Source organism: Hydrogenophaga sp. Root209 (assembly GCF_001428625.1).
Taxonomy (GTDB): domain Bacteria; phylum Pseudomonadota; class Gammaproteobacteria; order Burkholderiales; family Burkholderiaceae_C; genus Hydrogenophaga.
In genome coordinates this window covers 344,735-365,384 of sequence record NZ_LMIE01000029.1, presented here as the reverse complement: position 1 = coordinate 365,384, position 20,650 = coordinate 344,735, and the positions used below count along the sequence as shown (strand labels likewise).

Below are 20,650 nucleotides of genomic sequence, written 5' to 3'. Positions count from 1 at the left end.
CCAGATGTCCTGTGCGCGGCCAATGACCTCAGTGGTTTTCCCCGCGCATGCCCGCAGTTTCCTTCTCTGACGTCTCCAAAAGCTACCCGTCCTCGCGCGGCGCCGTGCAGGCCCTGCAGTCGGTGTCGTTCGACATTGAGGCCGGTGAGTTCTTCGGCCTGCTCGGGCCCAACGGTGCTGGCAAGACCACCCTGATCAGCATCCTGGCCGGACTGGCCCGCGCCACGTCAGGCCGTGTGCTTGTGCATGGCTGCGACGTGCAGGCCGACTACCAGGCAGCCCGTCGCCAGCTCGGCGTGGTTCCCCAGGAACTGGTGTTCGACCCCTTTTTCAACGTGCGCGAAGCCCTGCGCATCCAGTCAGGCTATTTCGGCATCCAGCGCAACGACGCCTGGATTGACGAACTGCTGGAAGGTCTGGGCCTCACGGACAAGGCCAACGCCAACATGCGCCAGCTCTCCGGCGGCATGAAACGCCGCGTGCTCATCGCGCAGGCGTTGGTGCACAAGCCACCGGTGATCGTGCTCGACGAACCCACCGCGGGTGTGGACGTGGAATTGCGCCAGACCCTGTGGCATTTCATTTCCGATCTGAACAAACGCCTGGGCCGTACCGTGCTGCTGACCACGCACTACCTGGAAGAGGCCGAAGCGCTGTGCGGGCGCATCGCCATGCTCAAGCAAGGCAGGGTGGTGGCCCTCGAATCGACCTCGGCGCTGCTGTCGCGCGCCGCGTCCAACGTGCTGCGTTTCAAGACCGACTCGAGCCTGCCGCCCGAGCTGGCCGTTCAGGCGCGCATCACCGGTCGTGTGGTGCAGTTGCCGGCCAACGATGCGCTCGCCGTCGAGCACATTCTTGCGAGGCTGCGCGAGAGAGGCGTTGTGCCCGAAGACATCGAGATCCGCAAGGCCGATCTTGAAGACGTATTTCTGGATTTGACGGGTGCACAACCTCGCACCGCCACCCAGGTGAAAGTGCCTGCATGACCGGTTGGCAAACCCTTTTTTACAAGGAAGTGCTGCGCTTCTGGAAGGTTGGCTTCCAGACCGTGGCCGCACCGGTGATCACCGCCATCCTGTACCTGATGATCTTCGGCCATGTGCTCGAAGACCGGGTTCAGGTCTACGATTCGGTGAGCTACACCGCCTTCCTGCTGCCTGGCCTGGTGATGATGAGCGTGTTGCAGAACGCGTTTGCGAACAGCTCGTCTTCGTTGGTCCAGAGCAAGATCATGGGCAATCTGGTGTTCCTGCTGCTCACACCACTCTCGCACCGCGCCTGGTTCGTCGCCTACGTCGGCTCGTCCATCGTGCGGGGTCTGGCCGTGGGCATGGGCGTGATGGCGGTGACCTGGTGGTTCGCCCAGCCGTCATTGGTGGCGCCGTTGTGGATCCTGGCGTTCGGCTTCATGGGCGCGGCCTTGTTGGGTGCGCTGGGGTTGATCGCGGGTCTGTGGGCCGAGAAGTTCGACCAGATGGCCGCGTTCCAGAACTTCATCATCGTGCCCATGACCTTCCTCTCGGGCGTGTTCTACTCAATCCACTCCCTGCCCGAGTTCTGGCAGAAGGTGAGCCACCTCAACCCGTTCTTCTACATGATCGACGGCTTTCGCTATGGCTTTTTTGGTGTGAGCGACGTGTCGCCCTGGATCAGCCTGGCCCTGGTGGGTGGGGCACTCGCCATCGTGAGTGCAGTCGCGCTGCACCTGCTCAAGACCGGCTACAAAATTCGCCACTAGACATGACCGCTGAACAACTGCAAACCCTCATCGCCGCCGGCCTGCCGTGTGAGCACATCGAAGTTACCGGCGATGGCCGGCATTGGGCCGCCGTGATCGTCTCGCCCGCGTTCGAGGGCCTGCGCCTGATCAAGCGCCACCAGGCCGTGTACAGCACGCTGGGCGAGCGCATCCAGAACGACGAGGTACACGCCCTGTCGATGAAGACCTACACCCCCGCCGAATGGGCGGCCCAACCCTGAACCGATAGCCAGGCATGGACAAACTCCGAATCACGGGTGGCCGTACCCTCCATGGCGAGGTGACCATCTCCGGTGCCAAGAACGCCGCACTGCCCGAGTTGTGCGCTGCGCTGCTCACCTCGGAGCCAGTGATCCTGAACAACGTGCCGCGCCTGCGCGACGTGGCCACCATGCGCCAACTGCTCGACAACATGGGCGTGCAGACGCAGACCCATGGCGATCGTGGTGGCATCACGCTGCAGGCGGCCGACCCCATCCAGGCTGAAGCGCCGTACGAGCTGGTCAAGACGATGCGCGCTTCGGTGCTCGTGCTCGGGCCGCTGCTCGCGCGCTTCGGACACGCCCGCGTGTCGCTGCCGGGTGGTTGCGCCATCGGCTCGCGCCCGGTCGACCAGCACATCAAAGGCATGCAGGCCATGGGCGCCGAGATCGTGGTCGAACATGGTTACATGGTCGCGCGGCTGCCCGTGGGCAAGACGCGCCTGCACGGCGCGCGCATCGCCACCGACATGGTCACCGTCACCGGCACCGAGAATTTCCTCATGGCCGCCGCGCTGGCCGAGGGCGAGACGCTGCTGGAAAACGCCGCGCAGGAGCCGGAGATCGGCGACCTGGCCGAGATGCTGATTGCCATGGGCGCGAAGATCGAAGGCCACGGCACCAGCCGCATCCACATCCAGGGCGTGGAGCGCCTGCACGGCTGCACTCACCAGGTGGTGGCCGACCGCATCGAGACCGGCACCTTCCTGTGCGCGGTGGCCGCCACCGGGGGTGACGTGGTGTTGCGTCATGGCCGCGCCGACCACCTCGACGCCGTGATCGACAAGCTGCGCGACGCCGGGGCGGAGATCGAAGCCGGCAAGGACGCTGGCGGCGATTTCATTCGCGTGCGGGCCACCGGCCGCATGAAGGCGCAGAGCTTTCGCACCACCGAATACCCGGGCTTTCCCACCGACATGCAGGCCCAGTTCATGGTGCTCAACTGCATCGCCGAAGGCACGAGCAAGGTCACCGAGACCATTTTTGAGAACCGCTTCATGCACGTCAACGAGCTGGTGCGCCTGGGCGCGCACATCCAGGTCGACGGCAAGGTGGCGGTGGTCGAAGGCATCTCGCGCCTGTCCGGCGCCACGGTCATGGCCACCGACCTGCGGGCGTCGGCCAGCCTGGTGATCGCCGGCCTGGTGGCCGAGGGTGAAACCATCGTGGACCGCATCTACCACCTGGACCGTGGCTACGACCAGATGGAAGAAAAACTGCGCGGCATCGGCGCCGACATCGAAAGAGTCAAATGATCACGCTGGCATTGTCCAAAGGCCGCATCTTCGACGAGACCCTGCCGCTGCTCAAGGCCGCCGGCATCGAGGTGCTGGAAGACCCCGAGAAGTCGCGCAAGCTGATTCTCGGCACCAGCAACCCGCAGGTGCGTGTGGTGCTGGTGCGCGCCAGCGATGTGCCCACGTATGTGGAACACGGTGGTGCCGATCTGGGCGTGACCGGCAAGGACACGCTGATCGAGCACGGTGGCCAGGGCCTGTATCAGCCGCTTGATCTGAACATCTCGCGCTGCCGCGTGAGCGTGGCGGTGCGCGCGGACTTCGACTACGCCTCGGCCGTGCGCCAGGGCTCGCGCCTGAAGGTCGCCACCAAGTACACCCACATCGCGCGCGAATTTTTTGCGTCCAAGGGTGTGCACGTGGATCTGATCAAACTCTACGGCAGCATGGAACTGGCGCCGCTGACTGGTCTGGCCGACGCCATCGTCGATCTGGTCTCCACCGGCAACACGCTCAAGGCCAACCACCTGGTCGAGGTCGAACGCATCATGGACATCAGCGCCCGGCTGGTCGTCAATCAGGCCTCGCTCAAGCTCAAGCAGGCCGCCATCCGCCCCATCATCAACGCCTTTGCGCAAGCCATCGAGCAAGGCTCACCCGCATGACATTCACCGCCCGTCCCGCCCGTCTGTCCACCACCCATGTCGATTTCGAGGCGCAGTTCGCGGCCCGGCTGCATTGGTCGGCCGAGACCGACGGTGCGATCGAGCAGCGCGTGGCCGACATCCTGGCCGACGTGCGCGGGCGTGGTGATGCGGCCGTGCTCGAGTACACGGCGCGCTTCGATGGCCTGGCCGCGAGCAGCATGGCCGATCTCGAACTCACCCAGGCCGATTTCAAGGCGGCATTCGACGGCCTGTCCGCCGCTCAGCGCGAGGCCCTGCAGGCCGCCACGCGCCGCGTGCGCAGCTACCACGAGGCGCAGAAGAAGGCCGGCGGGGAGAGCTGGAGCTACCGCGACGAGGACGGCACGCTGCTCGGCCAGAAGGTCACGCCGCTGGACCGCGTGGGCATCTACGTGCCCGGCGGCAAGGCAGCGTATCCGTCGAGTCTGATCATGAACGCCGTGCCCGCACACGTGGCTGGTGTGCAGGAGATCATCATGGTGGTGCCCACGCCGGTGCGCGGCAGCGTGGCCACTGGCGGCAGCGGCGCGGCCACCTCGGCGCGCGGCGAGCGCAACGACCTGGTGCTGGCCGCTGCCTTTGTCGCCGGCGTCACGCGCGCCTTCACCATCGGCGGCGCGCAGGCCGTGGCCTCGCTGGCCTACGGCACGGCCACCGTGCCCAAGGTCGACAAAATCACCGGCCCCGGCAACGCCTACGTGGCCAGCGCCAAGAAGCGCGTGTTCGGCACCGTGGGCATCGACATGATCGCCGGCCCGAGCGAAATCCTGGTGCTGGCCGACGGCAGCACGCCCGCCGAGTGGGTGGCGATGGACCTGTTCAGCCAGGCCGAACACGACGAACTGGCGCAAAGCATCCTGCTGTGTCCCGATGCTGCCTACATCGACGCGGTGCAGTCCGCCATCGACCGCCTGCTCAACACCCTGCCGCGCGCGGCCATCATTGCCAAGAGCCTGAACGATCGCGGCGCGCTGATCCACACGCGCAGCATGGAGGAGGCCTGCGCCATCAGCAACCGCATCGCGCCCGAGCACCTCGAAGTGTCCAGCAGCGAGCCGCACCGTTGGGAACCCTTGCTCAAACACGCCGGCGCCATCTTCCTCGGTGCCTACACCAGCGAAAGCCTGGGCGACTACTGCGCCGGTCCCAACCACGTGCTGCCCACCAGTGGCACCGCGCGCTTCTCCTCGCCGCTGGGCGTGTACGACTTCCAGAAGCGCAGCAGCCTGATCGAGGTGAGCCAGGCCGGCGCCCAGAGCCTGGGTCTCATCGCTGCGGAGCTGGCTTATGGCGAAGGTCTGCAGGCCCACGCGCGCGCCGCCGAGCTGCGGTTGGACGAAGTGCCAGCGATGCGGGGTTCCCAATGAGCCGAAATCCTCTGGACGTGATCCGCCAGGACGTGCAGTCCATGCATGCCTACGCCGTGCAAGACGCCACCGGCATGGTCAAGCTCGACGCGATGGAGAACCCGTTCGCGCTGCCGCCCGATTTGCAGGTTGCGCTCGGCGCCCGACTGGGCGCCGTGGCCGTGAACCGCTACCCCGGCCCGCGCATCGACGATCTCAAGGCCGCCTTGTCCCGCTACGTGGACCTGCCTGCGGGCTGCAGCCTGATGCTGGGCAATGGCTCGGACGAACTTATCTCGTTGTTGACCCTGGCCTGCGACCTGCCGGGTGCGACTGTTCTGGCCCCTTTGCCGGGGTTCGTGATGTACGCCATGAGCGCGCAGCTGCAGGGCCTGAAGTTCGTCGGCGTGCCGCTCACGGCCGACTTTGAACTCGACGAAGCCACCATGCTGGCCGCGATGCGCGAACATCAGCCCGCCATCACCTACATCGCCTACCCCAACAATCCCACCGCCAACCTCTGGAGCGCCGACACCATCCGCCGCCTGATCGCCGAGGCCGCGGGTTTCGGAGGTCTGGTGGTCATGGACGAGGCGTACCAGCCGTTTTCCAGCCTGAGCTGGCTCGACGAGATCCGCGCCCACCCCGCGGCCAACGCCCACGTGCTGCTCATGCGCACGCTCTCCAAGTTCGGGCTGGCCGGCGTGCGGCTGGGCTACATGCTTGGGGCCCAGGCGCTGGTGCACGAAGTTGACAAGCTGCGCCCGCCGTACAACGTGAGCGTGCTCAATGCCGAATGCGCGCTTTTCGCGCTGGAGCACGCCGACGTGTTTGCGCAGCAGGCGGTGCAGATCTGCGAACAACGCGCCGTGTTGATCGACGCCCTGCGCCAGATGCCGGGCTTCCAGCCGTTCCCCAGCGAAGCCAACATGGTGCTGGTGCGTGTGCCCGATGCGCAACGTTGTTTTGACAGCCTCAAGGCCCAGGGCATTCTGGTGAAGAATGTTTCTAAAATGCACCCACTGCTGACGCACTGTCTGCGGCTGACGGTGGGCACACCGTCGGAAAATGCCTCGCTGATCCGCGCCCTACAAACCTCTCCATGACTTCCACGCCTTCCGCATCCGCCCCCGCAGCACCCTTTGAGCGCATCGCGTTCGTGCAGCGCAACACCTCGGAAACGCAGATCGGCGTGCGCGTCAACCTCGACGGCACCGGTGCCGCCACGCTGTCCACCGGCATCGGCTTTTTTGACCACATGCTCGACCAGATCGCCCGCCACGGGCTGATCGACCTCGAGATCAAGGCTGTGGGCGACCTGCACATCGACGGCCACCACACGGTGGAAGACGTGGGCATCACGCTGGGCCAGGCCTTTGCGCAGGCCGTGGGCGACAAAAAAGGCATCCGCCGCTACGGCCATGCCTACGTGCCCCTGGACGAAGCGCTCTCGCGCGTCGTCATCGACTTCTCGGGCCGCCCGGGCCTGCACATGCGGGTGCCGTTCAAGAGCGGCATGGTCGGCGGTTTCGACACCCAGCTCGCCTTCGAGTTCTTCCAGGGGTTCGTCAACCACGCCGGTGTCACGCTGCACATCGACAACTTGCACGGCGAAAACGCCCACCACCAGGCCGAAACCGTGTTCAAGGCATTTGCCCGCGCCGTGCGCATGGCGCTGGAGCGCGACCCGCGCATGGGCGACGTGATTCCCTCGACCAAAGGTTCGCTGTAACCCCTTCCCGGCCATGAAACGCAAGACAGTCGCCGTGGTGGACTACGGCAGTGGCAACCTGCGCTCCGTGTCGCAGGCCGTGCAACATGTGGCACGCACCGAAGACGTGGAGGTGTTGGTCACCTCGCGTGCGCAAGACGTGTTCGACGCCGACCGGGTGGTGCTGCCCGGTCAAGGCCACATGGCCGACTGCATGAACGAGCTCGCCGCATCCGGCCTGAAAGACGCCGTGCTGCACGCTGCGGCCAACAAGCCGCTGTTCGGCGTGTGCGTGGGCATGCAGATGCTGCTCGATCGCAGCGAAGAGGGCCCCACCGACGGGCTGGGTCTGATTCCCGGTGAGGTGGTTCGCTTTCGGCTGGAAGGCCGTTTGCAGGCCGATGGCAGCCGTTTCAAGGTGCCGCAGATGGGCTGGAACCCGGTGTTCCACGACCTCGGTCGCCCGGTGCACCCGCTGTGGGCCGGGATCAGGGATGGCTCCTATTTTTATTTCGTGCACAGCTTCTATGCTCGCCCTGCCCAGGCCGTGCACTGTGTGGGCGAAGCCGACTATGGTGGCCGCTTTGCCGCTGCCATCGCCCGCGACAACATCTTTGCCACCCAGTTTCACCCCGAGAAAAGCGCCGACCAGGGGCTGGCGCTTTACCGCAACTTCCTCTCCTGGAAACCCTAGGCCTTTCACCACACCATCATGCTGCTGATTCCTGCCATTGATCTGAAAGACGGCCAGTGCGTTCGCCTCAAACAGGGCGACATGGACCAATCCACCGTGTTCGGCGAAGACCCGGCCGCCATCGCACGCAGTTGGGTCGACAAGGGCGCGCGCCGCGTGCACCTGGTGGACCTCAATGGCGCCTTTGCTGGCAAGCCGAAGAACGAGCAGGCGATTCGCGCCATCCTGAAAGAGGTGGGCTCTGAAGTGGACGTGCAGCTCGGTGGCGGCATCCGCGACCTCGACACCATCGAGCGCTACCTCGATGCCGGCTTGCGCTACGTGATCATCGGCACGGCCGCGGTCAAGAACCCCGGTTTCCTGCAGGACGCCTGCACCGCGTTCGGTGGTCACATCATCGTGGGCCTGGACGCCAAGGACGGCAAGGTCGCCACCGACGGCTGGAGCAAGCTCACAGGCCACGAGGTGGTGGACCTGGCCAAAAAGTTCGAAGACTACGGCGTCGAAGGCATCATCTACACCGACATCGGCCGCGACGGCATGCTCTCGGGCATCAACATCGACGCCACGGTGAAGCTGGCACAGGCGCTCTCGATTCCCGTCATCGCCTCGGGCGGCCTGTCCAACCTGGAAGACATCCGCGCGCTGTGCGCGGTGGAAGAAGAGGGCGTCGAGGGCGTGATCTGCGGACGCTCGATCTACAGCGGCGATCTCGACTTCGAGGCCGCGCAGCAGCTGGCCGACGAACTCAACGGCTAACCGATCCCATGCTCGCCAAGCGCATCATTCCCTGTCTGGACGTGACCGGCGGCCGAGTCGTCAAGGGCGTCAACTTCGTGGAATTGCGCGACGCGGGTGACCCGGTGGAGATCGCGGCGCGCTACAACGAACAGGGCGCCGACGAGCTCACCTTCCTCGACATCACGGCCACGTCCGACGGACGCGACCTGATCCTGCACATCATCGAAGCCGTGGCCTCGCAGGTCTTCATTCCGCTCACCGTGGGCGGCGGCGTGCGCACCGTGGAAGACGTGCGCCGCCTGCTCAACGCCGGGGCCGACAAGACCAGTTTCAACTCCGCGGCACTCGCCAACCCCCAGGTGATCCGCGACGCCTCGGCCAAGTACGGCGCGCAGTGCATCGTGGTGGCCATCGACGCCAAACGCCGCCATGGCGAAGACCTTGCCCTGCGTGGCGAAGGCTGGGACGTGTACAGCCACGGCGGGCGCAAGAACACCGGTCTGGACGCGGTGGCCTGGGCACGCCAGATGGCCGAACACGGCGCCGGCGAGATCCTGCTCACCAGCATGGACCGTGATGGCACCAAATCCGGCTTCGACCTCGCGCTCACGCGCGCCGTGGCCGATGCGGTGGACGTGCCGGTGATCGCCTCCGGCGGTGTGGGCACCCTCGACCACCTGGCCGACGGTGTGCAACAGGGTGGCGCCGACGCCGTGCTGGCCGCCAGCATCTTTCACTACGGTGAGTTCACCGTGGCCCAGGCCAAGGCCCGCATGGCCGAACGCGGGATCCCCGTCCGGCTCTGAGGTCGTGCATCAGATGCGATCGCTGCGCGGCTGAAACTGCCGTTCAAGGCGGTCTTCCAGCTCACCCAGGCTCGCGCTCAGGCCGTTGCCGTTCTGTTCGATCACCTCTGTCATGGCCGCCTGCAGGCGGTCCACCTTCTGGTGCAGTTTTTCGGCCAGATCGATTTCACGCGCCGCCGTGGCTTGCATCTCGGCTTGCAAGAAGGTGCGCAGTTCGGTAAAACGCGAGGCCTCGGCTTTGTCGGCCAGGGTGCGTTGCTCCGAGGCTTCGCGGGTGATGCGGCGCACTTCCATCATGTGCGTCGTCTGCTGGAAGACGAGCGCAGCGAGAAACACCACGAGCACCAGTGCCAGCATGCCCAGCAGCACCAGGCCCAGCGGTGCCTGCACCTCGGTGAAACCGAAATTCAACGCGGTGGGTTGCAGGATCTGGGCGAAGTTGAGCGCCACGAATCCGGCGACCAGCAGGATGAAGACAACGAGGAGCAGGGTGCGGAGTTTCATGAGGGTTCCTTTGCGCGGGCGCGGTGGCAAGAGATCGGGGTGACGTCGGTCTTGTCAGAACCGGCTTCATCGTAGCGGCTTTGCCTTGACTGCTGCGCTGTCCTGCAAATGCCCATGGTAGATTCCCCGGATGAACTGGTTGGACGATGTGAAATGGGACGCGCAGGGCCTCGTGCCCGTGATCGCGCAGGAAGCGGCCACGGGCGATGTGCTCATGTTTGCCTGGATGAACCGCGAGGCGCTGCAGAAGACCGCCGAACTCGGTCGCGCGGTGTATTTCAGCCGCTCGCGCAACAAGCTGTGGTTCAAGGGCGAAGAGTCGGGCCATGTGCAGACAGTGCACGACATCCGGATCGACTGCGACAGCGATGTGGTGCTGCTCAAGGTCACCCAGCTTGGCCACGAGCCCGGCATTGCGTGTCACACCGGCCGCCACAGTTGCTTTTTCCAGCGCCTGGACAACGACCAGTGGCAGGTCGTCGAGCCCGTGCTCAAAGACCCCGAATCGATCTACAAGTGAGCCAACGATGAACCCCACCGATGCCCTGGCGCGTCTGGCCGCCGTGATCGAAAGCCGCAAACCGGCCAACGGCGGCGATCCCGAGAAAAGCTATGTCGCCCGACTGCTGCACAAGGGTCCCGACAGCTTCCTCAAAAAAATCGGTGAAGAAGCCACCGAGGCTGTGATGGCCGCCAAGGACCTGGACCACGGTGGGGATCCGCAGAAGCTGGTGAACGAAACGGCCGACCTCTGGTTCCACTGCATGATCGCGCTGGCCCACTACAACCTCAGCCCGGCCGATGTGGTGGCTGAGCTGGTGCGCCGTGAAGGCCTCAGCGGCCTGGAAGAGAAGGCCATGCGCAAGGTGCTCGCGCGCGAAGCGGCGCCCGGACCCGAAGCCAATTGAAAGGAGACTGCCATGAGCGACATCATCGACGTCGAGCCGGTCGACAGCGAACGGGCCCAGTCCCTCAAGACCGTGGGTTGGGTCAGCTACATCCTGCACCTCATCGTGGCCGTGGGTGCGGTGTTGCCCGGCACCCAGCCGGGGGTGGCCTTGTTGATCGTGGCACTGATCATCGATCTGGTGAAAAAGAGCGATGCAGAGGGCACCTGGCAGGCCAGTCATTTCTCCTGGCGCATCCGCACGGTGATCTGGGCCGCCGTGCTCTACCTGGTCACATTGCCGCTGTGGCTGCTCTTCTTCGTCCCCGGCTGGATCGCCTGGGGCCTCATCTCCATCTGGTTCCTCTACCGCATCGTCAAGGGCATGGTGCGCATGAACGCCAGCCAGCCCATGCCCGATTGAACTGACCCACTCGCATTCGACATGACCGCACACGATCCCAACTGCATCTTCTGCAAGATCATTGCAGGACAGATTCCATCAAAGAAGGTGTACGAGGACGAAGACCTCTTCGTTTTTCACGACATCCACCCTTGGGCGCCCGTGCATTTCCTGCTGGTGCCCAAGGTGCACCTTGCGTCCATGGCACAGCTGGGGCCTGAACACGAAAGGCTCATGGGCCGCCTGATGGTGCTGGCGCCCAAACTGGCCATGGAACTGGGGTGCAATCCGTATCCCGAGGGTGGCTTTCGCATGGTGTGCAACACCGGCACCGAGGGTGGGCAGGAAGTGCACCACCTGCATGTGCACGTGATGGGCGGTCCCAGGCCCTGGTTGCGAGGCTGATGGTCCCGCACCCGGTACCACGCGTCCCATTGCACCGGTGCTGGAATTGGTTGCCCACAGGGCTTGAACTACTGCACGGGCTTAGAATCCCACCCACAGCGCACTGCGCGACACCTCAATATCTGGAGTAAACCATGGGTTCGTTTTCTATCTGGCATTGGCTCATCGTGCTGCTCATCGTGGTGATGGTCTTCGGCACCAAGAAGCTCAAGAACATTGGATCCGACCTGGGTGGCGCCGTCAAAGGCTTCAAGGATGGCATCAAGGAAGGCGGTCAGAACCCCGCTGACGCGAATGCGGCGCCTGCAAGTCAAGTGACTCAGGAAACCCGAGCTGACAAAAACGCCATCGACGTCGAAGCCAAGCAAAAAAGCTGATTTCTTCCGTGCGCTGCGGTGACCACCATCGCTGCCCGAGCGCCCACCTCCAGGCTCTTCCAGAGCCCGAACTCGCCCGCAGGATGGCCAACACATGATTGATTTGGGCATTTCCAAACTCGCCCTCATCGGGGCCGTGGCGCTGATCGTCATTGGCCCCGAAAAGCTGCCGCGTGTGGCGCGCACCGTCGGGGCCCTGCTGGGCAAGGCACAGCGTTATGTGGCCGACGTGAAGTCCGAGGTCAGCCGCTCCATGGAGCTCGAAGAACTCAAGAAAATGAAGGACACGGTGACCAGCGCGGCGCGCGATGTCGAGCAGTCGGTCCAGAGCGGTGCCAGCGATTTCGAGAAGTCGTGGTCCGACGCCACCGCCGGTCTGGATGGCAGCGGCAGTTCGTCATACGGTTCGAGCGACACCCTCGGTTCACTCGAACCGCCTGTTTACAAACACCCCAAAAAGAACTGGCGGCTCAAGCAGAAAGCCATGCCCCAGTGGTACAAGGCCCGCACCGGGGTGCGCACACGCACCCAATCCGGCGCGGCCCGCGTGGCCCGTTTCCGGCCCCGCTCCTCTTCTGCTCCCCGCTGATGTCCGACACCGATAAAACCACCGACGAACTCGCCGGTTCAGAACAACCGTTCGTGCAGCACCTCATGGAGCTGCGGGACAGGTTGCTTTATGGGGTGATCGGGCTTGCGATCTGCATGGCCCTGCTGGCCTTCTGGCCCGGCCCCAGCGGCTTGATCGATCTGATCGCCGTGCCGATCCGCGCACACATGCCGCCGGACGCGAAGCTGATCGCGGTGGGCGTTTTCTCGCCTTTCTTCGTGCCGATCAAGGTGCTGGCCATGGCCGCGCTGCTGCTGTCGTTGCCGTGGTGGATGTACCAAGTATGGGCCTTTGTGGCACCGGGCCTCTACAGCCATGAAAAGCGTTTCGCCATCCCGCTGATCGTGCTGGGCAGCTTGCTGGCTTACGTGGGAATTGCCTTCGTCCAGTTCTTCGTGCTGGACAAGATGTTCGGTTTTATCCAGCAATTCACACCCGCCAGCGTGGCTGCCACGCCCGACATCGCCTCGTATGTGGAGGCCATCCTCTCGCTCTACCTTGCCTTTGGCCTGGCCTTCCAGGTGCCCATCGTGGTGGTGTTGCTGGTGAAGATGAACATGGTGACGGTGGACAAGCTCAAGGAGTTCCGCGGTTACTTCATCGTGGTGGCGTTCGTGATTGCAGCGGTGGTCACGCCCCCCGACGTGATCTCGCAACTGGCACTCGCGGTTCCCATGTGCGTCTTGTACGAGCTCGGCATCTGGGGCGCTCAGTGGTTCATCAAGGCCTCGGCACCCACCGACGCTGAGGCAGCTGAAAAGGAATCGGCTTCCTGAGTCGGTTCAGCGCGCCGCCGCCTGGCGCGCAATGTTGCGCCGGCCGGGCGTCACCTGAAGCTGAATCTTGCCGTCGCGCCGGGTCACATCCAGGGGCGATGCGGCGCCAGGCTGGAGTGCCGCCACGGCGGACAGGAGTTGCGGCACGTTGGTCACGGCTTTGCCCCCCACCGCGGTGATCACGTCGCCGGGTCGTATGCCGGCCTGAGCGGCGGGCCCGTTTTGCAGCACCCCCGTGATGACCACGCCGGTCCCGGGTTGCAAGCCAAAGCTCTCGGCCAGTTCGACCGTGAGCTCCTGTGGCTCCACCCCGATCCAGCCGCGCGTCACTTGCCCATCGCGCACGATCGCGTCCAACACGCTGCGGGCCGTGGAGGTGGGAATGGCAAAGCCGATGCCCATGGATCCACCCGAACGCGAATAGATGGCCGTGTTAATGCCCATCAAATGCCCGTTCACATCGACCAGTGCGCCGCCGGAATTGCCTGGATTGATGGCTGCGTCGGTCTGGATGAAGTTCTCGAAAGTGTTGATGCCCAGCTGCGTGCGCCCCAGTGCGCTCACGATGCCACTGGTGACCGTCTGGCCGACACCAAACGGATTGCCGATGGCCAGCACCTGATCACCGATTTCCAGGGCATCGGAGTTGCCCAGCGTGATCACCGGCAGGTCTGTGAGCTCGATCTTCAGGATGGCGAGATCGGTTTCCGGATCGGTGCCGATCACCTTGGCTGCGCTCTTGCGCCCGTCGTTGAGGATCACCTCGATCTCGTCAGCTTCCTCGATCACATGGTTGTTGGTCAACACGTAGCCCGCCGGGCTCACGATCACGCCCGATCCCAGGCCGCTTTGCGGCTGGCTCTGGCCTTGATCACCGAAAAAGAACCGAAACCAGGGGTCCGCGTTCTGGGCGCCATTGACCGCGGCCTTGCTGGTGTTGATGCTGACCACAGCAGGTGACGCCGAGCGCGCTGCGTCGCGAAAGCTGGTTGAGCCGGCCCCACCGGAAGGCGCAACGCCCACCGCAGGGGCCTCCAGCACGGGCACCACCGAAGCGACGGAGGTAGCGCGCCCGAGCCACTGGGGTTGAAGGGTGGCCACCACAAACAAGGCGGCCACCAGCAAGGTGACGGTTTGGGCGAACAGGAGCCAGAGACGTTTCATGAGGGGGCTGGATGGAGGTTGGGCACGAGCGATCTGCGAGCAACGCCATGGGCCGGAATGGCCATTGTCCCGCAATTGGGTGCTGACATGCGGTCTTCAAGTCATGCGCAGCGAATGCCGGGGCAAGCATTGACCCGGTGTCAGAATGGGCAGCTGTTGTTGCTTCTGTGGAACCCGGACCTCATGACGACCCCTCTCTCATCGCCATCGGCAGTCACCCGCGCCGCCCTGACCGAGGCCCTGGACCAGTTGCTTCAACCCGCGCAGTTCAAAGACTACGGCCCCAACGGGCTGCAGGTGGAAGGTCGCCCCGAGGTGCGAAAGCTCGTCAGTGGCGTGACGGCCAGCCGGGCCCTGATCGACGCCGCCATCGCTGAAGGGGCCGACGCCATCCTGGTGCACCACGGTTTGTTCTGGCGCGGACAGGATGGACGGGTCACGGGTTGGATGAAGCAGCGTCTGTCCCGCCTGCTGGCCCACGACATCAACCTGCTGGCCTACCACGTGCCGCTGGACGCCCACGCCGAGCTGGGCAACAACGCCCAGTTGGCGCACCGGCTGGGCGTGGCGCTCTACGCCGATGCGCGTGGCCGCTTTGGCGATCAGGCCCTGGGGTTCATGGGTCACAGGCCGTCGGCATCGGCCGCGGAGCTGGCCGACCATGTGACGGCGCAACTGGGCCGCGCCGTCACGCTGGTGGCCGAACCGGATCGGCCCGTGCAGCATGTGGCGCTGTGCACCGGTGGGGCGCAGGGCTACTTCGAAGCCGCCATTGCCGCTGGGGCTGATGTGTTCATCACCGGTGAAATCTCCGAGCCGCAGGCCCACTATGCGCGCGAGTGTGGTGTGGCTTACATCGCTTGTGGCCACCATGCGTCCGAACGCTACGGCGCCCCTGCGGTGGGCGCGCATGTGGCCGCTCAGCTCGGGCTGGAGCACGTGTTCATCGACATCGACAATCCGGCTTGAATCCCGATGAAGCAAACCATTCCCAACCATCCAGCCTGCGTCAATCCCATGGTCCTGACCATGGGAGATCCGGCCGGCATCGGCCCGGAAATCATCGCCAAGGCCTTCCGGGAGCGACCCGAGCTGCTTGGGCAGATCGTGGTGGCTGGCGACGTTGATATCCTGCGCCGGGCGGCGCAGCTGGTCGCGGCCAGATCGGCTCCGTTGATGGTGGCCGAGATCGCTGACCTCGCGGATCTGGCGGCTGTGCCGCCGGGCTGCATGGCGGTGGTGCAGGCGTGCCGTCTGGCGCGGTCGGTGGAGTTCGGGCACGTCAGCGCGCACGCAGGGCGCGCAGCCGCCGATTGCATCGAGTGGGCAGCGAGGGCCGCACTGGAAGGGCGGGCGCGTGCCGTGGTGACCGCGCCCATCCACAAGGAGGCCCTGGCCGCGGCGGGCGTCGAGCATCCCGGGCACACCGAACTGCTGCAGGCGCTGAGCGCGGCGTACCTCGGCGTGGCTGTGTCTGCGCTACCCGTGCGCATGATGCTGAGTTGCCCGGGCCTGAGCACGGTGCTGGTGAGCATTCACGTGTCGCTCAGACGGGCGCTGGATGCCGTGACCACCGAGCAGGTGCTGCAGACGATCCGCATCACCCATGCGCACTTTCAGCGATCCGGTCTGGCGCAGCCGCGTATAGCGGTGGCGGGGCTGAACCCGCATGCGGGAGAGGGCGGCCTGTTCGGGCTGGAAGACAGGGATGTCATTGCACCGGCCATCGAGCGGGCGCGGCAGGAAGGCGTGGACGCCAGCGGCCCGCACGCACCGGACACCGTGTTCATGCGTGCCCGGCAAGGTGGCTTTGACGTTGTGGTGGCCATGTACCACGACCAAGGGCTGATCCCCGTCAAGCTGCTGGGCCTGGACGATGGCGTGAACACCACGCTGGGCCTGCCGTTCGTGCGCACCAGCCCCGACCATGGAACGGCCTTCGACATCGCAGGTACGGGGCGCGCCAGCGCCAGCAGCTTGCTGGCTGCGATCGACGCTGCCTTGGCAACAGCCGCTACTTCTTGAGACTGTCGCGGATCTCGCGCAACAACACCACGTCTTCGGGTGTTGCCACGGGCGCTGGGGGCGCCGCGGGAGTTTCGCGCTTGAGTCGGTTGACCTGCTTGACCATCATGAAGATGATGAACGCGAGGATGGTGAAGTTGATGGCCACGGTGATGAAATTGCCATAGGCCAGCGTGGGCACGCCAGCGGTCTTGAGTGCCGCCAGCGTGGGAGCCGTGCCCTCGGGCACCTTGCCCAACGCCACATACAGATTGGTGAAGTCGAGGTTGCCGAAGATCGAGCCCACGATGGGCATGATGATGTCGTCCACCATCGACGTGACGATCTTGCCGAACGCACCCCCGATGATCACGCCCACTGCCAAGTCGATGACATTGCCCTTGACGGCGAACTCCTTGAATTCCTGCATCACGCTCATGGTGTTTCCCCTCGTTAGATGGTTGTTGGCGATGACCATCATCCGGCTGGGTTGATGGGCGAAATTGATTCTCACACAAGGGCTGGGCTCGAAGCTGACAACCGAGCATTGAGACCGACTCGACAGCACTGGCCCTCACCTCCAATAGCCCACTCCTGTACCCCGGCAAGCTCTGGAAGGCCCTATGTGCTCCAGTACAATGCCGGGTTGTCCCGAATGTCCTGACCTGAAATCTCATTGAAAGAGTTCCATGAGTGAAGCAACCGTCCACGCGCCTGCGAACAGCAGCCGCCGTACCTGGCTGATCACCTCCTGCGCCATGGGTGGCGTGGGTGCAGCCGCTGTCGCTGTGCCCTTCGTGAGCACATTCCAGCCATCCGAGCGTGCCAAAGCCGCAGGTGCAGCGGTCGAAGTGGATGTCTCGGGCATCCTTCCTGGTGAGAAGATCGTGGTCGAGTGGCGTGGCAAGCCTGTATGGATCATGCGCCGCACCCCGGAGCAACTGGCTGAGCTGGAAAAAATCGCTGACCAACTGGCAGATCCTGAATCGGCTCGCAATGCGGTGCCCACACCCGAGTACGCCAAGAATCACCATCGCTCCATCAAGCCCGAGCTCCTGGTGACCGTGGGTATCTGTACCCACCTGGGTTGCTCGCCCGGGGACAGGCTCACCCCCGGGCCTCAACCGTCGTTGCCCGACGACTGGCAGGGCGGTTTCCTGTGCGCCTGCCATGGCTCCACCTTTGATCTGGCGGGTCGTGTGTTCAAGAACAAGCCCGCGCCCGACAATCTGGAAGTGCCGCCGCATTACTACATCTCCGACACGAAACTGCTGGTCGGCGAAGACAAGCAGGCCTGAGCGGCGCTGACAGACAACGGATCACAGAGGCATCCCCATGGCTGAATTCAAAGAAATTTCCCCCGACGCACCGATCGGTCAGAAGGCACTGAACTGGGTCGACAACCGGTTCCCGTTGTCCAAGCTCTACAACGAGCACCTGGCCGAGTACTACGCACCGAAGAACTTCAACTTCTGGTACTTCTTCGGCTCGCTGGCACTGCTCGTGCTCGTGATCCAGATCGTCACCGGCATCTTCCTGGTGATGCACTACAAGCCCGACGCCGCGCTGGCCTTTGCATCGGTCGAGTACATCATGCGGGATGTGCCCTGGGGCTGGCTGATCCGCTACATGCACTCCACAGGCGCTTCGGCGTTCTTTGTGGTGGTCTACATGCACATGTTCCGTGGCCTGATCTACGGGAGCTATCGCAAGCCGCGCGAACTGGTGTGGGTGTTTGGCTGCGCCATCTTCCTGTGTCTGATGGCCGAAGCCTTCATGGGTTATCTGCTTCCGTGGGGTCAGATGTCCTATTGGGGCGCCCAGGTGATCGTGAACCTGTTCGCTGCCATTCCCTTCGTGGGCCCCGACCTGGCGCTGCTGATTCGTGGCGACTTCGTGGTAGGTGACGCCACGCTGAACCGCTTCTTCAGCTTCCACGTGATTGCCGTGCCGCTGGTCCTTCTGGGCTTGGTGGTTGCACACATCATCGCGCTGCACGAAGTGGGTTCCAACAACCCGGACGGCGTGGAGATCAAGGCCAAGAAGGATGCCAAGGGCATTCCCCTGGATGGCATTCCATTTCACCCGTACTACACCGTGCACGACGTGCTGGGTGTGTCCGTGTTCCTCATGATCTTTTCGGCGATCATCTTCTTCGCTCCCGAGTTCGGCGGCTATTTCCTCGAATACAACAACTTCATCCCGGCCGATCCGTTGGTCACGCCGTTGCACATCGCACCGGTCTGGTACTTCACGCCGTTCTATTCGATGCTGCGTGCCATCACCAGCGAGATGATGTACGCCTTGATCGCCTGTGTGCTGCTGGGGGCCGTGCTGGGCGTCATCAAGACCCGGTTGTCTGCCATCCTGAAGGCGGTGGTTCTGGGCGGCGCTGTCGTGCTGGTGGCGTTGATGCTGGCCATCGATGCCAAGTTCTGGGGCGTGGTCGCCATGGGCGGCGCTGTGATTATCCTGTTCTTCCTGCCTTGGCTGGATCACAGCCCGGTCAAGTCGATTCGCTACCGCCCCACCTGGAACATGTGGCTGTACGGCGTGTTCGTCATCAACTTCCTTATCCTGGGCTACCTCGGCGTGTTGCCCCCGTCTCCCATCGGCGAGCGCGTGTCGCAGGTCGGCACTTTGTTCTACTTCGGCTTCTTCCTGCTGATGCCATGGTGGAGCCGTCTGGGCGAGTTCAAGCCCGTGCCCGACCGCGTCACCTTCCAGCCCCACTGAACCCGAAGAGCCAATTCAGAGAGTCAAGCAAATGAAAAAAATCCTCTTGGGCTTCGTGATGGCATTGGGCATGTCTGGCGCTGCCGTGGCCGCTGGCGGCAGCATTCCACTGGACAAGGCGCCCGAGCGCACCAACGACATGGCCGCTCTGCAGAACGGCGCCAAGCTGTTCGTGAACTACTGCCTGAGCTGCCACTCGGCGGCTTTCATGCGCTACAACCGCCTGCGCGATATCGGCTTGAACGACAAGCAGATCGCCGAAAACCTGACCTTTGCCACCGACAAGATCGGTGACACGATGAAGGCCTCCATTGATCCGAAGCAGGCCAAGCAATGGTTCGGCGTGAACCCGCCCGACCTGACCTTGATCGCCCGCTCGCGCTCGAGCCATGCAGGTACAGGTGCAGACTACGTTTACACACTGCTGCGCACCTACTACCGCGACGACACCAAGCCGACGGGCTGGAACAATCTGGCTTTCCCCAACATCGGCATGCCCAACCCCTTGTGGGAACTCCAGGGTGAGCAACGCCCGGTGGTCGAAAAGGTCATGAGCCATGGCCACGAAGTCGATCGGGTCAAAGGTTGGGCGCCGGTCAAGGCCGGCACCCTCAGTGCTGCCGAGTACGACCAGAACGTGGGCGACCTCGTCGCGTATCTGCAGTGGATGGCCGAGCCCGCCCAGAACAGCCGGGTCCGCGTTGGCGTGTGGGTGATGTTGTTCCTGGCCGCCTTCACCGTGGTGGCCTGGCGCCTGAATGCATCCTTCTGGAAAGACATCAAGTAATCCCACCCGACAAGGCTGGTGGTGTGAGCCACCAGCCTGTCTGTTCCGCAGTGGTTTGCAGTGTCCGTATGACACGAAAGCAAACCACTGTTTTTTGCTTTAAGGAGACTCCCTCATGATGGTCTTGTACTCGGGCACCACTTGCCCGTATTCCCACCGCTGCCGCTTCGTGTTGTTCGAAAAAGGCATGGACTTCGAGATCCGGGATGTCGACCTCTACAACAAGCCTGAAGACATCAGCGTGATGAACCCCTACGGCCAGGTGCCCATCCTGGTCGAGCGCGATCTCATCCTGTACGAGTCGAACATCATCAACGAGTACATCGACGAGCGATTTCCTCACCCGCAGCTGATGCCCGGTGACCCGGTGGACCGCGCTCGTGTGCGGTTGTTCCTGCTGAACTTCGAAAAGGAGCTGTTCACGCACGTCTCCATGCTCGAGTCGCGTGCCACCAAGGGCAACGAAAAGGCGCTTGAGAAGGCTCGGGCCCACATCCGCGACCGCCTCACGCAGCTGGCCCCCGTGTTCCTGAAGAACAAGTTCATGCTGGGCGACAATTTCTCCATGCTCGACGTGGCCATTGCGCCGTTGTTGTGGCGTCTGGATTTCTACGGCATTGAGCTCAGCAAGAATGCGGCTCCTCTGCTCAAGTACGCCGAGCGCATCTTCTCGCGCCCGGCCTATATTGAAGCGCTGACGCCATCCGAGAAAGTGATGCGCAAGTGATGACGTACCCGGTCGCACACGACCGGGTCG

27 protein-coding genes are annotated in these 20,650 nt (G+C 63.8%); 24 read left to right on the top strand and 3 right to left on the bottom strand.

Annotated features, from left to right (window positions below):
• The first annotated feature begins 47 nt into the window (after positions 1-47).
• The 11 genes from ASE11_RS15300 to hisF are packed head-to-tail and all read left to right on the top strand — an operon-like array spanning position 48 to position 9,241.
• Positions 48-986 carry an ABC transporter ATP-binding protein gene (locus tag ASE11_RS15300; protein WP_056273238.1) on the top strand — a complete coding sequence of 313 codons (939 nt, stop codon included), beginning with the start codon at positions 48-50 and terminating at the stop codon, positions 984-986.
• Positions 983-1,738: an ABC transporter permease gene (locus ASE11_RS15295; RefSeq protein WP_056273235.1), complete on the top strand. Its 756-nt coding sequence runs from the start codon at positions 983-985 to the stop codon at positions 1,736-1,738. Before ASE11_RS15300 ends, ASE11_RS15295 begins: the two co-directional genes overlap by 4 nt.
• A 2-nt stretch (positions 1,739-1,740) precedes the next feature.
• Positions 1,741-1,980 carry a BolA family protein gene (locus tag ASE11_RS15290; RefSeq protein WP_056273231.1) on the top strand — a complete coding sequence of 80 codons (240 nt, stop codon included), beginning with the start codon at positions 1,741-1,743 and terminating at the stop codon, positions 1,978-1,980.
• 14 nt (positions 1,981-1,994) lie between these two features.
• Positions 1,995-3,275, top strand: a complete 1,281-nt coding sequence (murA, locus tag ASE11_RS15285; protein ID WP_056273229.1) for a UDP-N-acetylglucosamine 1-carboxyvinyltransferase — start codon at positions 1,995-1,997, stop codon at positions 3,273-3,275.
• Positions 3,272-3,922 (top strand): ATP phosphoribosyltransferase, encoded by a 651-nt coding sequence (gene hisG / locus ASE11_RS15280; protein ID WP_056273226.1) that lies wholly within the window; start codon positions 3,272-3,274, stop codon positions 3,920-3,922. Before murA ends, hisG begins: the two co-directional genes overlap by 4 nt.
• Entirely contained in the window at positions 3,919-5,310 is a 1,392-nt protein-coding gene (hisD, locus tag ASE11_RS15275; protein WP_056273223.1) for a histidinol dehydrogenase, read from the top strand. The genes hisG and hisD overlap by 4 nt, the downstream gene beginning before the upstream one ends.
• Entirely contained in the window at positions 5,307-6,395 is a 1,089-nt protein-coding gene (gene hisC, locus ASE11_RS15270) for a histidinol-phosphate transaminase (RefSeq protein ID WP_056273220.1), read from the top strand. The genes hisD and hisC overlap by 4 nt, the downstream gene beginning before the upstream one ends.
• A complete protein-coding gene (hisB, locus tag ASE11_RS15265) occupies positions 6,392-7,021 on the top strand; it encodes an imidazoleglycerol-phosphate dehydratase HisB (RefSeq protein ID WP_056273217.1) in 630 nt (209 codons plus the stop codon). Before hisC ends, hisB begins: the two co-directional genes overlap by 4 nt.
• Positions 7,022-7,034: 13 nt before the next feature.
• Positions 7,035-7,694 (top strand): imidazole glycerol phosphate synthase subunit HisH, encoded by a 660-nt coding sequence (gene hisH, locus ASE11_RS15260; protein ID WP_056273215.1) that lies wholly within the window; start codon positions 7,035-7,037, stop codon positions 7,692-7,694.
• A gap of 18 nt (positions 7,695-7,712) precedes the next feature.
• Positions 7,713-8,453 (top strand): 1-(5-phosphoribosyl)-5-[(5-phosphoribosylamino)methylideneamino]imidazole-4-carboxamide isomerase, encoded by a 741-nt coding sequence (gene hisA / locus ASE11_RS15255; protein WP_056273212.1) that lies wholly within the window; start codon positions 7,713-7,715, stop codon positions 8,451-8,453.
• Positions 8,454-8,461: 8 nt separating this feature from the next.
• On the top strand, positions 8,462-9,241 hold the full coding sequence (gene hisF / locus ASE11_RS15250) for an imidazole glycerol phosphate synthase subunit HisF (RefSeq protein WP_056273210.1): 780 nt from the start codon (positions 8,462-8,464) through the stop codon (positions 9,239-9,241).
• 9 nt (positions 9,242-9,250) lie between these two features.
• On the opposite strand, the gene ASE11_RS15245 is transcribed toward hisF, so the two are convergent.
• On the bottom strand, positions 9,251-9,745 hold the full coding sequence (locus ASE11_RS15245) for a LapA family protein (protein ID WP_056273207.1): 495 nt from the start codon (positions 9,743-9,745) through the stop codon (positions 9,251-9,253).
• A gap of 121 nt (positions 9,746-9,866) precedes the next feature.
• Between ASE11_RS15245 and hisI the strand changes: the two genes are divergently transcribed.
• The 7 genes from hisI (at position 9,867) to tatC (ending at position 13,202) form a co-directional block, all read left to right on the top strand.
• Positions 9,867-10,265, top strand: coding sequence for a phosphoribosyl-AMP cyclohydrolase (hisI, locus tag ASE11_RS15240; protein WP_200959373.1), 399 nt, complete (start codon positions 9,867-9,869; stop codon positions 10,263-10,265).
• Positions 10,266-10,272: 7 nt separating this feature from the next.
• A complete protein-coding gene (locus ASE11_RS15235; RefSeq protein ID WP_056273201.1) occupies positions 10,273-10,653 on the top strand; it encodes a phosphoribosyl-ATP diphosphatase in 381 nt (126 codons plus the stop codon).
• A gap of 12 nt (positions 10,654-10,665) precedes the next feature.
• Entirely contained in the window at positions 10,666-11,055 is a 390-nt protein-coding gene (locus tag ASE11_RS15230) for a DUF4870 family protein (protein ID WP_056273199.1), read from the top strand.
• Positions 11,056-11,076: 21 nt separating this feature from the next.
• Positions 11,077-11,439 (top strand): histidine triad nucleotide-binding protein, encoded by a 363-nt coding sequence (locus tag ASE11_RS15225; RefSeq protein ID WP_056273196.1) that lies wholly within the window; start codon positions 11,077-11,079, stop codon positions 11,437-11,439.
• Between the two features lie 134 nt (positions 11,440-11,573).
• Positions 11,574-11,816 carry a Sec-independent protein translocase subunit TatA gene (gene tatA / locus ASE11_RS15220; protein WP_056273193.1) on the top strand — a complete coding sequence of 81 codons (243 nt, stop codon included), beginning with the start codon at positions 11,574-11,576 and terminating at the stop codon, positions 11,814-11,816.
• 94 nt (positions 11,817-11,910) lie between these two features.
• Positions 11,911-12,405: a Sec-independent protein translocase protein TatB gene (gene tatB, locus ASE11_RS15215; RefSeq protein WP_056273191.1), complete on the top strand. Its 495-nt coding sequence runs from the start codon at positions 11,911-11,913 to the stop codon at positions 12,403-12,405.
• Positions 12,405-13,202 (top strand): twin-arginine translocase subunit TatC, encoded by a 798-nt coding sequence (tatC, locus tag ASE11_RS15210; RefSeq protein ID WP_056273188.1) that lies wholly within the window; start codon positions 12,405-12,407, stop codon positions 13,200-13,202. The genes tatB and tatC overlap by 1 nt, the downstream gene beginning before the upstream one ends.
• Before the next feature lie 6 nt (positions 13,203-13,208).
• On the opposite strand, the gene ASE11_RS15205 is transcribed toward tatC, so the two are convergent.
• Positions 13,209-14,366, bottom strand: coding sequence for a trypsin-like peptidase domain-containing protein (locus ASE11_RS15205; protein WP_056273186.1), 1,158 nt, complete (start codon positions 14,364-14,366; stop codon positions 13,209-13,211).
• 183 nt (positions 14,367-14,549) lie between these two features.
• Between ASE11_RS15205 and ASE11_RS15200 the strand changes: the two genes are divergently transcribed.
• Both ASE11_RS15200 and pdxA read left to right on the top strand, forming a co-directional pair.
• A complete protein-coding gene (locus tag ASE11_RS15200) occupies positions 14,550-15,335 on the top strand; it encodes a Nif3-like dinuclear metal center hexameric protein (RefSeq protein WP_056273184.1) in 786 nt (261 codons plus the stop codon).
• 6 nt (positions 15,336-15,341) lie between these two features.
• The gene (pdxA, locus tag ASE11_RS15195; protein ID WP_056273182.1) at positions 15,342-16,391 is read left to right on the top strand and encodes a 4-hydroxythreonine-4-phosphate dehydrogenase PdxA; all 1,050 of its coding nucleotides are present in this window, start codon (positions 15,342-15,344) and stop codon (positions 16,389-16,391) included.
• Here pdxA and mscL read toward each other — a convergent pair.
• Positions 16,381-16,809, bottom strand: a complete 429-nt coding sequence (mscL, locus tag ASE11_RS15190) for a large conductance mechanosensitive channel protein MscL (RefSeq protein WP_056274241.1) — start codon at positions 16,807-16,809, stop codon at positions 16,381-16,383. The two genes, pdxA and mscL, sit on opposite strands and share 11 nt — an antisense overlap.
• Positions 16,810-17,059: 250 nt before the next feature.
• On the opposite strand from mscL, the gene petA reads away from it, so the two are divergent.
• From petA to ASE11_RS15170, 4 genes are all read left to right on the top strand, one after another.
• Positions 17,060-17,668 carry a ubiquinol-cytochrome c reductase iron-sulfur subunit gene (gene petA / locus ASE11_RS15185; protein WP_056273180.1) on the top strand — a complete coding sequence of 203 codons (609 nt, stop codon included), beginning with the start codon at positions 17,060-17,062 and terminating at the stop codon, positions 17,666-17,668.
• A 37-nt stretch (positions 17,669-17,705) separates the two neighbouring features.
• Positions 17,706-19,106 carry a cytochrome b gene (locus ASE11_RS15180; RefSeq protein WP_056273177.1) on the top strand — a complete coding sequence of 467 codons (1,401 nt, stop codon included), beginning with the start codon at positions 17,706-17,708 and terminating at the stop codon, positions 19,104-19,106.
• A 31-nt stretch (positions 19,107-19,137) separates the two neighbouring features.
• Positions 19,138-19,893, top strand: a complete 756-nt coding sequence (locus ASE11_RS15175; RefSeq protein ID WP_056273174.1) for a cytochrome c1 — start codon at positions 19,138-19,140, stop codon at positions 19,891-19,893.
• A gap of 115 nt (positions 19,894-20,008) precedes the next feature.
• A complete protein-coding gene (locus ASE11_RS15170; protein WP_056273171.1) occupies positions 20,009-20,620 on the top strand; it encodes a glutathione S-transferase N-terminal domain-containing protein in 612 nt (203 codons plus the stop codon).
• Positions 20,621-20,650 lie beyond the last annotated feature (30 nt).

Coding starts and splice junctions, on each gene's coding strand:
- petA (WP_056273180.1), top strand. CDS start 17,060: ATGAGTGAAGCAACCGTCCACGCGCCTGCGAACAGCAGCCGCCGTACC.
- ASE11_RS15300 (WP_056273238.1), top strand. CDS start 48: ATGCCCGCAGTTTCCTTCTCTGACGTCTCCAAAAGCTACCCGTCCTCG.
- ASE11_RS15170 (WP_056273171.1), top strand. CDS start 20,009: ATGATGGTCTTGTACTCGGGCACCACTTGCCCGTATTCCCACCGCTGC.
- ASE11_RS15175 (WP_056273174.1), top strand. CDS start 19,138: ATGAAAAAAATCCTCTTGGGCTTCGTGATGGCATTGGGCATGTCTGGC.
- ASE11_RS15295 (WP_056273235.1), top strand. CDS start 983: ATGACCGGTTGGCAAACCCTTTTTTACAAGGAAGTGCTGCGCTTCTGG.
- hisC (WP_056273220.1), top strand. CDS start 5,307: ATGAGCCGAAATCCTCTGGACGTGATCCGCCAGGACGTGCAGTCCATG.
- hisG (WP_056273226.1), top strand. CDS start 3,272: ATGATCACGCTGGCATTGTCCAAAGGCCGCATCTTCGACGAGACCCTG.
- ASE11_RS15225 (WP_056273196.1), top strand. CDS start 11,077: ATGACCGCACACGATCCCAACTGCATCTTCTGCAAGATCATTGCAGGA.
- hisD (WP_056273223.1), top strand. CDS start 3,919: ATGACATTCACCGCCCGTCCCGCCCGTCTGTCCACCACCCATGTCGAT.
- pdxA (WP_056273182.1), top strand. CDS start 15,342: ATGAAGCAAACCATTCCCAACCATCCAGCCTGCGTCAATCCCATGGTC.
- ASE11_RS15230 (WP_056273199.1), top strand. CDS start 10,666: ATGAGCGACATCATCGACGTCGAGCCGGTCGACAGCGAACGGGCCCAG.
- ASE11_RS15180 (WP_056273177.1), top strand. CDS start 17,706: ATGGCTGAATTCAAAGAAATTTCCCCCGACGCACCGATCGGTCAGAAG.
- tatB (WP_056273191.1), top strand. CDS start 11,911: ATGATTGATTTGGGCATTTCCAAACTCGCCCTCATCGGGGCCGTGGCG.
- hisB (WP_056273217.1), top strand. CDS start 6,392: ATGACTTCCACGCCTTCCGCATCCGCCCCCGCAGCACCCTTTGAGCGC.
- hisA (WP_056273212.1), top strand. CDS start 7,713: ATGCTGCTGATTCCTGCCATTGATCTGAAAGACGGCCAGTGCGTTCGC.
- hisF (WP_056273210.1), top strand. CDS start 8,462: ATGCTCGCCAAGCGCATCATTCCCTGTCTGGACGTGACCGGCGGCCGA.
- ASE11_RS15235 (WP_056273201.1), top strand. CDS start 10,273: ATGAACCCCACCGATGCCCTGGCGCGTCTGGCCGCCGTGATCGAAAGC.
- ASE11_RS15205 (WP_056273186.1), bottom strand. CDS start 14,366: ATGAAACGTCTCTGGCTCCTGTTCGCCCAAACCGTCACCTTGCTGGTG.
- murA (WP_056273229.1), top strand. CDS start 1,995: ATGGACAAACTCCGAATCACGGGTGGCCGTACCCTCCATGGCGAGGTG.
- tatC (WP_056273188.1), top strand. CDS start 12,405: ATGTCCGACACCGATAAAACCACCGACGAACTCGCCGGTTCAGAACAA.
- ASE11_RS15200 (WP_056273184.1), top strand. CDS start 14,550: ATGACGACCCCTCTCTCATCGCCATCGGCAGTCACCCGCGCCGCCCTG.
- hisH (WP_056273215.1), top strand. CDS start 7,035: ATGAAACGCAAGACAGTCGCCGTGGTGGACTACGGCAGTGGCAACCTG.
- ASE11_RS15245 (WP_056273207.1), bottom strand. CDS start 9,745: ATGAAACTCCGCACCCTGCTCCTCGTTGTCTTCATCCTGCTGGTCGCC.
- tatA (WP_056273193.1), top strand. CDS start 11,574: ATGGGTTCGTTTTCTATCTGGCATTGGCTCATCGTGCTGCTCATCGTG.
- mscL (WP_056274241.1), bottom strand. CDS start 16,809: ATGAGCGTGATGCAGGAATTCAAGGAGTTCGCCGTCAAGGGCAATGTC.
- ASE11_RS15290 (WP_056273231.1), top strand. CDS start 1,741: ATGACCGCTGAACAACTGCAAACCCTCATCGCCGCCGGCCTGCCGTGT.